Below are 11,981 nucleotides of genomic sequence, written 5' to 3' on the forward strand. Positions count from 1 at the left end.
CGCGGCGAAGTGCGCGTGAGGTCGAAATCCGGCCCGAAGGCCGGCCAAGGCCCCGGCAGTGTCAGCCGCTTCGGCGTCGGGTGGAGGCTCGCGGCGCTCCGGCTTCCTTTGCTGGCCCTCCTGACCTCCATCCTGGGGTATGGGGCAGCCGCCGACACCGCACAGGCGGAACGTCTCATGGGCCTCGACGCGTCCCACACCGTGAGCCTGCGCATCGACACCGCACCTGGCGAACCGGACGATCCCGTCGCGGCTGGCCGCGTCTGGGCGGCCGTGTCCGGCGTCCTTCCTGAAGACGACTGTCGAGCCGTCTTCATTCCCGAATCCGAGGTCTCCTTGGGCATGGGGGTCCATGACCCCGATCTACGGTGGTCCGGCCTCCCCTTTGATCGTGCTGACTATGGTGCGGCCACGCGCGTCGTGTCAGTCCGGATGGGTACTGCTCTCGGCATGCTGGGAGATGGCGCGGACGAAGTGACCAGGGCGGACGTCCGAGCCCCCGCGTTCTCCGATCAGGGCACACCTCCCCGAGTGGATTACCTCTATCCCCTGCTGGCTTCACGAGCCGTGGTCGGGGAACTCCTCATCGAGACGGCCGATCCCCAGCGCGCGCGGGCCGCCGAGGACGCCTTGCGCTCGAGTGGCCTGGCCGTGGCCGTCTCCCTCGAGCCCCCACTCCTCCAGCGCATGGTCACGTCGCCGCTGTCCTGGGCGATGTTCTTCGTCGCCGGGTTGGCGTGGCTCAGCGCCACGGGCGGATGGGTCGGACTCGCGGCGGCCGCCGCCCCACGCCTGCGCATCTGGACGAGGCTGGGAGCCACCCCCGCACACGCAGCTTGGCGCGAGAGCGCCACGGCGGCACTCGCGTGGTGTGCCGCCTTCGGGTGCGTGGCAGCGCTCGCCTGGGTGAGCTGGGTCCTCCTTCGCCTGGAGTTCCCCGCGTGGCTGTGGCCCGTCGCCCTGGGCGTCTTCGCCCTCGATCTCGTGGTCGCCGTCGGGGCGTTCGCCCTGCGGACCCGAAGCCTCGCGAAGCTGCGCGAACCATGAGCGCGCTGGTGTTCGCTCTCGGAACCGGGCTGAAAGATGCGTGGCGGGTGGGGGCCCGGGGCGTCCTGGCGGCGGTGCACGTGGCGGTGGCCGCCCTCCTGCTGGGCCTCTCCGCCGGATTGGCCGTCCAGAGCGCCGCCGACCTGGCGGCGGCCCAACGCCTGGTCGAGGCACGCGCCGTCTCCTTCGTCGTGGGCAACCCGCCCGCCCAGGACGCGGACGTCACCCAGCTGCGCGCCGCGGTGGCCGGGGTGCTGGCCGGTGAGCGCGGCTGTGCCGTCATTCGCTCGGGCAACGGTGACGTCCTCGTGTTCGGCGCGTCGGCCGCCTCCGAGATCGCGTCGCGGGGTGGGTACCTGGATCCGTGGTGGGGGTTCACCCCCACGCCGGCCGGGTCCCTCTCCCCGAGGAGCCCCGCGTCGGTCGCCCAGCTCGACACCGTCGCGTTCGTCGACCTGGCCGCCCGCATGGTGCTGCTCGACCCCACCCCGGACGCGTTGCGCAGCTACCTCCAGGCGTTGCGTCAGGTCACGGACGCCGAGCCGCGCCTGGTCGCGGACAAGATCCGCTGGGACTTCCGCTCGGAGTACCAGGGCAGGGTCGCCTTCCTCACGGTCTTCGCGCTCGGGATGCTCACGACGCTGTCCACCACCCTGAGCGCGTTCAGCCACCTGCTGCGCAGCAACAAACGTGGCGTCATCGTCGCCTGGGCCCTCGGCGCGTCCCCGCTCCAGGTGGGGGCACGCTGGGTGGGCTTCATCGCTGCCGTCTGGAGCCTGCCGGCGCTCGCCCTGAGTTTCCTCGGGCTGCAGCTGGTGTCAGGGGGGTACTACGCCCCCGTGGTGCTGCCCTGGGTGGCGACGGTGATCACCGCGCTCACCCTCGCCGGTGCCTGGTGGGGGTCACGGTGGGCCTTGGCCGACGTCGCTCTTGAGTCCCTGCGCGAGCAGGAGGTGTGACCGCATGCTGCACGTGAACGCGGTCAGCAAGACCTTTCTCGGCGGGCAGCCGGTCCACGCCCTGCGCGAGGTCTCGCTGCAGGTGGCGGCGGGTGAGACCGTCGCGCTCGTGGGCCCCTCGGGTTCCGGAAAGACCACACTGCTGCGCCTCATCGCCTGCCACCTCACCCCTGATTCCGGTGACCTGACGGTGGACGGGCAGCGCGTCCCTCGTCCGTCCACCGCAGCCGGTGCCGCCTTCCGCCGCCGCATGGTGGGGGTCCTGCTGCAGGATCTGGGCCTGATCGAAATGGACACCGCGCTCGCCAACGTCATGCTCCCCCTCCGTCTGGCCGGTGTGGGGCGGCGCGACGCAGCACGACGGGCCCACCTCCAGCTCCAGAAACGTGGGCTGGACCATCGGTCCGACGCCCCGGTGAACACGCTGTCCGGTGGCCAACGCCAGCGGGTCGCACTGGCACGCGCCCTCGTCTGCGAGCCGCCCCTGGTGCTCGCCGACGAACCCACCAGCAACTTGGACGCCGATCAGGCGTCCCAGGCCGTGTCCGATCTGCTCGCCCAGGCCCGCGAGCACCGGGCCGTGCTGATCGCGACCCACGACCCTGAGGTGTGGACGCGCTGCGATCGCGTCCTCCACCTCGACGACGGGAGGATCACCCCCCACGGCTGAACCTCTCCACGTCGTGAGAGTCGCGGCTGCACGACGCCGCGTAGTAGCCTGTGGCCCGACCCGGGTCGCAAAGGAGAACAGATGACGGTCGTGGTCGGAATCCCTGCGAGCGGTGTGGGTGAACCTCGCTCCCCCATCGTCGGTGATGTCGTCAAGAAGCTCACAGCCCTGGGCGCAGGCGTGCTGATCGAGCGCGGCGCGACCGACGCGTCGTTCGCGACACCCGCATCGCTCGGCGACGTCGCCTGGGCCGACTCCACCGCCGAGGTCGTGGCGGGCGCCGACGTCCTGTGGACCATCAACGGGCTCCCCGCCGACGCCGAGGCGCAGCTGCGACCCGGTCAGGTGCTCATGGGGCTGCTCCAGCCCTACGCGAGCGCCGAGCACGCCCAGACGCTGGCGGACGCCGGCGTCACGGCCTTCGCGATGGAACTCCTCCCCCGCATCTCGCGGGCCCAGAGCATGGACATCTTGTCCAGCCAGGGGGCGGCGGCCGGCTACCAGTGCGTGCTGATCGCCGCGGCGCGCGCGCCGAAGTTCTTCCCCATGCTCACCTACGCCGCGGGCACCATCCGGCCCAGCCGGGTGCTGGTGATCGGCGCCGGCGTGGCGGGCCTCCAGGCGGTCGCGACGGCGAAGCGCTTGGGCGCCATCGTCCACGGCTACGACGTGCGCCCCGAGACGCGCGAGCAGATCGAGTCGCTGGGCGCCAAGTTCGTCGACACGGGCGTGAGCGCGGCCGGCGAGGGCGGCTACGCCCGCGAGCTCACCGACGCGGAACGCGCGCAGCAGGCGTCCGCGCTCGCGAAGGCAGTGGCCGAGTCCGACGTCGTCATCACCACTGCGGCCGTCCCCGGCCGGCGCGCCCCACTGATCGTCACCCGCGCGATGCTGGACGCCATGCGTCCCGGCTCCGTCGTGGTCGACATGGCCGCCGAGACCGGCGGCAACGTCGAGGGAACCGTCGCCGGCAAGGACATGCGCGTCGGGCCGGCGCGGGTCGTCGGGCCGGTCAACCTGCCCGGCCGCATGCCCGTCCACACCTCCGAGATGTTCGCGCGCAACCTGTTCAACTTCACCGCGCCGATGATCGTCGACGGCGCCCTGGCAATCGACTGGTCCGACGAGGTGATCGCCGGCACGGCGCTCACCCACCGCGGCCGGGTCGTCCACGACGGCGTCGCGCGCGCCCTGGGCCTGGAGCCCGCACCGGCCGACCCACCCCGGCCCGCCGCGTCAGCCGCCGAACTGCAGCCCGCGGCGTCCGCCACTGAACCCACGGAAGGTGATCCTCGATGATGGATCTGCTGTACCTGTACATCTTCCTGTTGGCCGCCTTCGTCGGCTACGAGGTGATCTCGCGGGTGCCGGTGATCCTGCACACCCCGCTGATGTCGGGCTCCAACTTCGTGCACGGCGTCGTGCTCGTCGGCTCGATGTGGGCGCTCGCGCACGCGGAAACCCCGCTCCAACTGGTGCTCGGCTTCCTCGCCGTGTTGCTCGGGGCGGCCAACGCGGCCGGCGGCTACGTCGTCACCGAACGCATGCTGGGCATGTTCGCCGCCAAGGGCGACGCCCGGGCCGTCACGCGCAAGGAGGCCTGAGCATGGCGTGGGTGCTGAACGGGGTCTACCTCGTCGTCGCGGTCTTGTTCATCCTCGGGCTCAAGGCGATGAGTTCGCCGCGGACGGCCCGCCGGGGCATCGCCTGGGCGGGGGTCGGCATGGTGCTCGCCACGGTGGCCACGCTGTTCGTGCCCGGTGACCGAGGGCTCGCCTACTTCGAACCGGGCAAGACGGTCAACCTGGTGCTGCTGCTCGTCGCGCTGATCCTCGGCGGCGGCGTCGCGGCGTGGCTGGGCCGGGTGGTGAAGATGACCGACATGCCGCAGATGGTGGCCGTCTACAACGGCATGGGCGGCGGCGCTGCGGCGCTCATCGCGGCCGTCGAGTTCACCTCCGAGCAGCCGCCGACCGGCCTGCACGCCGTGCTGGCCATGCTGGGCGCCTTCATCGGCTCGGTGGCCTTCACCGGCTCGGTCGTGGCGTTCTGCAAGCTGCAGGGCATCATGAAGAAAACCTTCCGGCTGCCCGCCCAGAACGCCGGCAACGTCATCCACACCATGGTGACGTTGCTGGTGGGTGTCGCCATCGTCGTGTGGGGCCCGCACTGGTGGCTGCTGGTGCCGTTCTTCGCGCTCGCGCTGTTCCTCGGCTTCGCGCTCACCGCGCCGATCGGCGGCGCCGACATGCCCGTCGTCATCTCGCTGCTGAACGCCTTCACCGGCCTCGCGGTCGGCCTCGAGGGCTACGTGCTGCAGAACCCGGCCCTCATCATTGCCGGCATCGTCGTCGGTGCGGCGGGCACCCTGCTCACCCAGCTCATGGCCAAGGCCATGAACCGGCCCCTCACCAACGTGCTGTTCGCCCCGATCACCGGTGAGGCCCAGGCCGGCGGTGCGCTGGAGGGCACGCTCAAGGAGGTGTCGGCCCTGGACGCCGCCGCCATGATGCGCTACGCCGAGAACGTCGTCATCATTCCGGGCTACGGCATGGCCGTCGCCGGCGCCCAACACAAGGTGTGGGAGATGACCAAGCTGCTGGAGGCGGCCGGGGTGCGCGTCTCGTTCGCCATCCACCCCGTTGCCGGCCGCATGCCCGGGCACATGAACGTCCTGCTGGCCGAGGCCGGCGTCCCCTACGACCAGATCTTCGACCTGGACGAGATCAACGCCGACTTCCCGCTCACTGACGTGGCACTCGTCATCGGCGCGAACGACGTGGTGAATCCCGTCGCGCGCACGGACACGTCGAGCCCCATCTACGGCATGCCCATCCTGGACGCCGACCGCGCCCGCCAGTGCATCGTGGTCAAGCGCGGGCGGGGCGCCGGCTACTCCGGCATCGAGAACGCCCTGTTCTACGCCGACAACACCTCGATGCTGTACGGCTCGGCGCAGCAGGTGATCGCCGACGTCGTGACGGCGATGAAGGAGCTCGGTTGACCCGGGGTGAAACGGGGGGTGAACGCCTCGTGGCGCCCCCGACCGGTGGGCAAGATGCTGTTGGAGAAAGGCCACCGATCGGAGAGACTGGGGGCTGCGACCACCCCCGGCTGCCCGCGAGAGGAAGGAACACCATGGCGATCCCTGCCCAGGAGGCCCAGCCCCGGCTCGATGTGCGCCTCGCCACGGCGGACGACCGCGCAGCGCTGGAGGCGAACGAGACGTCCAAGACCGCCGGCCTGTCCGCCGCCTACCTCGATCTGCAGGCGGAAGGTGACTTCTACGTCGTCGTCGGATTGGTGGACGGTCAGGTGCGCGGCCGGGTGATCCTGGACTGCCGTCCGACCACGGAGCTGGTGCCCGAGATGAAGCTGCTGTGGGTCGTCCCCGACGCCCGCCGCCAGGGCCTCGGCGCTGCCCTCACGTCCTACCTCGAGCGCCTGGCGACAAAGCTCGGCTACAACGAGATCTTCCTCGGCGTCACGCCGGACAACCCGGCGGCCATTCCCCTGTACATCTCGCTGGACTACACGCCGACCGGCGCGCACCGCAGCGCGGTCAACCTGTCCGTCATCGACGGGGAGAACGGTGGCACCGACGAGCCCACCGAGGCGATCTACCGCAAATCGCTCACGGTGCGCTGACGGGGTGCCGCCCGCCGGGCCTCACGCGTCGGCGACGGCGAGCACGCTCTTGCGCTGACGCCCGCCCATGAGGTCCAGCTGGAGCCCATGGTCGACGATCCTGACCCCCACGACGGTCACCGAGCCGTGCAGCAGCGCCGCGCGGATGGCCAGCACCGTGGCCGGGCAGTCGGCGGCGATGACGACGCTGGTGCCGTCGGCGAAGCCGAGGTACCAGCGGCCCTCCCATTCGGTGGGCTCGATGCGCCGCACCGGGACGGCGCGGTCCTGGACGACGCACAGGTGCCGCACGAGGGTCGAACTTGGGGTGAGGTGGTCGCGGACGAGCCGGCGAGCGATGCGGTTGAGCTCCGCAACGTCCGCGGGGTGCAGGCCGAGACGTGAGCTCGCCACCGCGGCCGAGCGCGTCCGCATCCACCGGTGGGCCAGCAGCACCAGCGCCACCAGCACGATCCAGAGCCATGCCGCATCCACAGCTCAAGTGTGCTGTATGCAAAGGCGCTCCCCAAGCATTTCACGGAAGAATCTCACGATGCAGTCCCCCCTGCGGGTGACAGTTGAGCGCTCACCTACCCGTGCCGCCCCCCCAGCGGGGTGGTGAGCCGCCGACTGATGAGTTAAGAAGATTCTGGTCCACCCACCAAGACGCGGGGCCGGAGCTTCTCACGCCGCAGGTCACGGGCTCGCGCAGGCGGTCAGGCGAGCGCGGCGCGGGCCCGGCGCACGTCGTCGTCCATCTGCGTGATGAGTTGCTCCACGCTGGAGAACTTGACCTGGCCACGAATCCGATCGACGAAATCCACCGCGATCCGGGCGTCGTACAGCTCCAGATCGGTGCGGCCGAGGACGTAGCTCTCGACGCGCCGTTCGACACCGTCGAACGTGGGGTTGGATCCGACCGAGATGGCCGCCGGCCACGCCGCGGGCTCGACGCCGGACGCCAGGGCGGCACCGTGGGCGTCCCGGCCGTCGAGGCGGGTGACGCGGCCGGCGTAGACGCCGTCGGCGGGGCAGGCAAGTTCGTCGGGCACGGGGAGGTTGGCGGTCGGGTACCCCAGCTCGCGGCCGCGGTGGTCGCCGTGGCACACGACCCCCGTGAAGCGGAACGGCCGCCCCAGCAGCGTCGCAGCATGGCGGATGTCGCCCGCGTCGAGCGCGGCACGCACCGCCGAGCTGCACGTCTCCTCATCCCCCACGTGCACCAGCGGCAACCCGACCACGGCGAACCGCCCCGCGGCCAGCTCGGTGAGGGTTTCGACGGTGCCGGCGGCGCGATGGCCGAAGCGGAAGTTCTCCCCCACCACGACGTGGGCGGGGCGCAGGGGCACCAGATGGGCCTCGACGAACTCCGCCGGGCTCTGCTGGGCGAAGTCGCGGGTGAAGTCGACGACGCGCACCTCGTCGGCACCCGCGGCGCGCAACAGCGCGACGCGCTCGTCGAGGCGCGTCAGCATGCGGGGTCCCGAGCCGGGACGCACCACGGAGGCCGGGTGCGGCCAGAAGGTCAGCACGACCAGCGGCAGGTCGCCGCCCACCTCGCGCGCCCGGCGCAACACCTCGGCGTGCCCGGGGTGGACGCCGTCGAAGTTGCCGATGACCACCACCGACTCACCCACGTGACCCCTCATCTCGCCTCCGGATCTCGGCGGAACACTACAGCGTCGCGCTCCGTCTCGCGGTCCGCCACGGCGCCGGCGGTCTGGCCGCCGGCCGGGGCGTCCCCGGGCGCCGTCAACACCGCAACGGGCCGGGCCCCGTCCCCGTCGGGCCGGTAGAGGGCCAGCAGCTCACCGTCGTGCAGCACGGCCGTCGGATCGGCGTCCAGGCGCAGCGGCAGCGGCCGCCCCACGGTGACGTCCGCCGCGGCCGCGGCGTCCACCTCGACCGTGACGAAGCACAGAGGCGCGATGGCACCGAGCGGATAGGGGTGCAGCTCGACGCGCTGCCCGGGGGCGAGTTCCCCGAGGTGGGCGTCCCACGTCGCGTGCTCCACGCGGAAGGGGCCCACGGCGGTGCGGCGCAGGGCCGTGAGGTGACCCCCCACCCCCAGCGCGGCGCCGAGGTCGCGGGCGAGCGCACGGATGTAGGTGCCCGAACTGCAGTCGACGACGACGTCCACGTCGACCACCGGGGTGCCGTCGGCGTCCGCGGCCCGGACGTCGAGGGCATCGAAGCGGGTCACGGTCACCTCGCGCGCAGCGAGCGTGACCTCCTCCCCGCGCCGGACCCGGGCATAGGCACGCTGGCCGTCGACCTTGATGGCGGACACCGACGACGGAACCTGCGCGATCGCTCCGGTGAGCGCGGCGAGTTCGGCCCCCAGCGCCGGGCCGACCCCGGTGAGCGTCGCGCCGGCGGCGGACACGACGGTGCCGTCGGCGTCGTCGGTGTCGGTCGCCTGGCCGAGCCGGATCGTGGCCCGGTAGGTCTTGGTGGTGAGCGCCAGGTGCCCGAGCAGTCGCGTGCCGCGTCCGATGCCGAGCACGAGCACGCCGGTGGCCATGGGGTCGAGCGTGCCGGCGTGCCCCACCTTCTTCAGCCCCAGCGCGCGCCGGGCCCGGGCCACCACCTGGTGGGACGTGATGCCCCCGGGCTTGTCGACGACGAGGAGCCCGGAGGTCACGCGTCCTCGTCGCGGCCGGCGTCCGCCGACTCGTCGTCGTCCTCGTCCGGCCGGCGGTAGGGGTCGGCCTCGCCGGCGTACGCCGCACCGGCGGACGCGGCGGCCAGTTCGGCGTCCGTCGCGCGGGCCCGGGCGAGCAGGGCCTCCATCTCGGCCGCGGCCTCGGGCACGGCGTCGAGGACGAAGGTGACGGTCGGGGTGAACTTCATGCCCAGCTGCTTGCCGACGGTCGAACGGATCATGCCGTTGGCGGACGCGAGGGCGGCGGCCGTGTCGGCGCGCGCCTCCTCATCCCCCAGCACGGTGTAGAACACCGTGGCTTCGCGACCGTCGCCGGTCATGCGCACGTCGGTGAGGGTGACGAACCCGAGCCGGGGATCCTTGATGCGACGCTCGATGAGCTCGGCGACGATCACCTTGATCTGTTCGGCCACCTTGATGTACCGGGGATTTCCCATCGTTTGTCTCCTCACTGACACGGTCGGGCGGGGCCCGCCCGGGGTTCAGGGCGTGGTCGGGCGTTCGGCCCCGCTGAGCGCCAGCGAGGCCGGGCCGGGGCGGGAACCCGAATGGGCCCCGCCCCGCCCTGACCGATCAGTCCCTCGGCTTCTCCACCATCTCGTAGGTCTCCACCACGTCACCGGTCTTGATGTCGCTGTAGTTCGCGAGCGTCAGGCCACACTCGTAGCCCTCGCGAACGTCGGTGACGTCGTCCTTCTCGCGCCGCAGGGACGCGATCGTGGTGTCGGTGATGACCACCCCGTCGCGCAGCAGGCGCGCCTTGGCGTTGCGGCGGATGTGGCCGTCCATCACCAGACAGCCGGCGATGGTGCCGAACTTGGAGCTGCGGAAGATCTCGCGGATCTCCGCCTGACCCATCGTCTGCTCCTCGAAGATCGGCTTCAGCATGCCCTTGAGCGCCGCCTCCACGTCGTCGATCGCCGCGTAGATGACCGAGTAGTAACGGATGTCGACGCCCTCGGCGTCGGCCAGCTGCGTGGCCTTGCCCTGGGCACGGACGTTGTAGCCGATGATGACCGCGTCGGACGCCGACGCCAGCGACACGTTGGTCTCGGTGATGGCACCGACACCCCGGTCGATGACGCGCAGCGACACCTCGTCGCCCACGTCGATGCCGGCCAGCGCGTCCTCCAGCGCCTCGACCGAGCCGGCCGAGTCGCCCTTGAGGATGAGCTTGAGCTCCTGCGTCTCGCCCTTCTCGAGCTGCTCGAAGAGCTGGTCGAGGGTCTTGCGCCGGGTCGTCTTGGCGAGCAGTGCCGCGCGCTGGCGGGCCTCCCGCTTGTCGGCGATCTGGCGGGCCATCCGGTCGTCTTCGACAACGAGGAAGTTGTCGCCGGCGCCCGGGACGGACGTCAGGCCGAGCACCTGGACGGGCATCGACGGCGGCGCGGCGTCCACCGTCTCACCGCGGTCGTTGATCATCGCCCGGACGCGGCCGTGGGCCGAGCCCGCGACGATCGAGTCGCCGGTGTGGAGCGTGCCGCGGTGGACGAGGACGGTCGCGACGGGGCCGCGGCCCTTGTCGAGGTGCGCCTCGATGGCCACGCCCTGCGCGGGCATGTCCGGGTTGGCGCGCAGGTCGAGCGCCGCGTCCGCCGTCAGCACGACCGCCTCGAGCAGCCGGTCAAGGCCCTCGCGGGTCACGGCCGACACGTCGACGAACATGGTGTCGCCGCCGTACTCCTCGGGGATGAGCCCGTACTCGGTGAGCTCGCCGCGCACCTTGACCGGGTCGGCGGTCTCCTTGTCGATCTTGTTCACCGCCACCACGATCGGCACGTCGGCCGCCCGGGCGTGGTTCAGGGCTTCGACCGTCTGGGGCATGACGCCGTCGTCGGCGGCGACCACGAGCACGGCGATGTCGGTCGACTTCGCACCGCGGGCACGCATGGCGGTGAATGCCTCGTGACCCGGGGTGTCGATGAAGGTGATCGCCCGCTCGGTGCCGTCGACCTCGGTCGCGACCTGGTAGGCGCCGATGGCCTGGGTGATGCCCCCGGCCTCCCCCGCGACGACGTTGCTGTTGCGCAGGGCGTCCAGCAGCTTCGTCTTGCCGTGGTCGACGTGACCCATGACGGTGACGGCCGGCGGACGTGCCGCCAGGTCGTCCTCGTCGCCGAGGTCCTCGCCGAACTCCAGGTCGAAGGACTCGAGCAGCTCGCGGTCCTCGTCCTCGGGGCTGACCACCTCGATGTTGTAGTTCAGCTCGGCGCCCAGCACCTGGAGGGTGTCGTCGGCCACCGACTGGGTGGCGTTGACCATCTCGCCCAGGTGGAACAGCACCTGCACCAGGGACGCCGGCTCGACGCCGATCTTCTCGGCGAGGTCGGTCAGCGACGCACCGCGCCGCAGGCGGACCGTCTGGCCCTCACCGCTCCTGATGCGGACGCCGCCGATCGTCGGGGCCTCCATCTGGTCGAACTCGGCGCGACGCGCCTTCTTGCTCTTCCGTCCGCGGCGCGCGGGGCCACCCGCGCGACCGAACGCACCCTGGGTGCCGCCACGGCCACCACGGCCACCGCGGCCGCCGCCACCACCGGGACCACCCGGGCCACCCATGGGGCCACCGCCACCGGGACGACCGCGGCCGGGGCCACCGGGGCCACCACCGGGACGGCCCGGGCGTCCGCCCTGACCCGCCGGGGTCAGGGCGCCGGAGGCCTGCTTGGGCATCATGGCGGGGTTGGGACGCGGCATGCCGCCCGAGCCACCCGGACGCGGCATGCGCTGGCCCTCACCGGGGCGCGGCGCGCCACCGGGGCGGGGACCGGGACGGCCGGGAGCGCCGGCCGCGGGGGCGTCCGGACGCGGACGACGAACGCCCATGCCCTGGCTCGACGCGAACGGGTTGTTGCCCGGACGCGGCGTGCCGGTGCGACGGCCGGCTGCACCCTGACCCGGAGCGCCACCCGGCCGAGGGCCGGGGCGGGCGCCCGGGGCAGCGGGGCCACCCGGACGCGGCGCGCCGGGGCGCGGAGCCCCCGGACGCGGGGCGGCTGCGTTCTGCGCCTCC

At 72.0% G+C, this 11,981-nt stretch carries 12 protein-coding genes and 1 pseudogene; 7 read left to right on the forward strand and 6 right to left on the reverse strand.

Annotation, left to right across the window (positions count from 1 at the left end; genetic code table 11):
- Nucleotides 1-354, reverse strand: a 354-nt coding sequence (locus IFY26_RS14775) for a hypothetical protein (protein WP_232549774.1), incomplete at its 3' end; no start/stop codon positions are given.
- Nucleotides 355-531: 177 nt separating this feature from the next.
- Here IFY26_RS14775 and IFY26_RS14780 point away from each other — a divergent pair.
- From IFY26_RS14780 to IFY26_RS14810, 7 genes are all read left to right on the forward strand, one after another.
- Nucleotides 532-1,047, forward strand: coding sequence for a hypothetical protein (locus tag IFY26_RS14780; protein ID WP_232549775.1), 516 nt, complete (start codon nucleotides 532-534; stop codon nucleotides 1,045-1,047).
- Nucleotides 1,044-2,006 (forward strand): hypothetical protein, encoded by a 963-nt coding sequence (locus tag IFY26_RS14785; RefSeq protein WP_232549776.1) that lies wholly within the window; start codon nucleotides 1,044-1,046, stop codon nucleotides 2,004-2,006. The genes IFY26_RS14780 and IFY26_RS14785 overlap by 4 nt, the downstream gene beginning before the upstream one ends.
- A 4-nt stretch (nucleotides 2,007-2,010) precedes the next feature.
- Nucleotides 2,011-2,676, forward strand: coding sequence for an ABC transporter ATP-binding protein (locus tag IFY26_RS14790; protein ID WP_232549777.1), 666 nt, complete (start codon nucleotides 2,011-2,013; stop codon nucleotides 2,674-2,676).
- A gap of 81 nt (nucleotides 2,677-2,757) precedes the next feature.
- Nucleotides 2,758-3,975: an NAD(P) transhydrogenase subunit alpha gene (locus tag IFY26_RS14795; RefSeq protein WP_232549778.1), complete on the forward strand. Its 1,218-nt coding sequence runs from the start codon at nucleotides 2,758-2,760 to the stop codon at nucleotides 3,973-3,975.
- On the forward strand, nucleotides 3,972-4,280 hold the full coding sequence (locus IFY26_RS14800) for an NAD(P) transhydrogenase subunit alpha part 2 (RefSeq protein ID WP_232549779.1): 309 nt from the start codon (nucleotides 3,972-3,974) through the stop codon (nucleotides 4,278-4,280). The genes IFY26_RS14795 and IFY26_RS14800 overlap by 4 nt, the downstream gene beginning before the upstream one ends.
- A gap of 2 nt (nucleotides 4,281-4,282) precedes the next feature.
- Nucleotides 4,283-5,680, forward strand: a complete 1,398-nt coding sequence (locus tag IFY26_RS14805; protein ID WP_232549780.1) for an NAD(P)(+) transhydrogenase (Re/Si-specific) subunit beta — start codon at nucleotides 4,283-4,285, stop codon at nucleotides 5,678-5,680.
- Between the two features lie 134 nt (nucleotides 5,681-5,814).
- The gene (locus IFY26_RS14810; RefSeq protein ID WP_232549781.1) at nucleotides 5,815-6,324 is read left to right on the forward strand and encodes a GNAT family N-acetyltransferase; all 510 of its coding nucleotides are present in this window, start codon (nucleotides 5,815-5,817) and stop codon (nucleotides 6,322-6,324) included.
- Between the two features lie 21 nt (nucleotides 6,325-6,345).
- On the opposite strand, the gene IFY26_RS14815 is transcribed toward IFY26_RS14810, so the two are convergent.
- The 5 genes and pseudogenes from IFY26_RS14815 to infB form a co-directional block, all read right to left on the reverse strand.
- Nucleotides 6,346-6,798 carry a hypothetical protein gene (locus tag IFY26_RS14815; protein ID WP_232549782.1) on the reverse strand — a complete coding sequence of 151 codons (453 nt, stop codon included), beginning with the start codon at nucleotides 6,796-6,798 and terminating at the stop codon, nucleotides 6,346-6,348.
- A 221-nt stretch (nucleotides 6,799-7,019) separates the two neighbouring features.
- Nucleotides 7,020-7,940, reverse strand: coding sequence for a bifunctional riboflavin kinase/FAD synthetase (locus IFY26_RS14820; protein ID WP_232549783.1), 921 nt, complete (start codon nucleotides 7,938-7,940; stop codon nucleotides 7,020-7,022).
- Nucleotides 7,941-8,056: 116 nt separating this feature from the next.
- Nucleotides 8,057-8,947: pseudogene (gene truB, locus IFY26_RS14825) on the reverse strand (tRNA pseudouridine(55) synthase TruB); the annotation flags it as partial.
- A complete protein-coding gene (rbfA, locus tag IFY26_RS14830; protein WP_232549785.1) occupies nucleotides 8,944-9,405 on the reverse strand; it encodes a 30S ribosome-binding factor RbfA in 462 nt (153 codons plus the stop codon). The pseudogene truB and the gene rbfA, both read right to left, overlap by 4 nt.
- A 136-nt stretch (nucleotides 9,406-9,541) precedes the next feature.
- A partial coding sequence (infB, locus tag IFY26_RS14835) for a translation initiation factor IF-2 (protein WP_232549786.1) occupies nucleotides 9,542-11,981 on the reverse strand: 2,440 nt, incomplete at its 5' end.

Origin of the sequence: Propioniciclava soli (assembly GCF_014858005.1) — a bacterium.
GTDB lineage: Bacteria > Actinomycetota > Actinomycetes > Propionibacteriales > Propionibacteriaceae > Propioniciclava > Propioniciclava soli.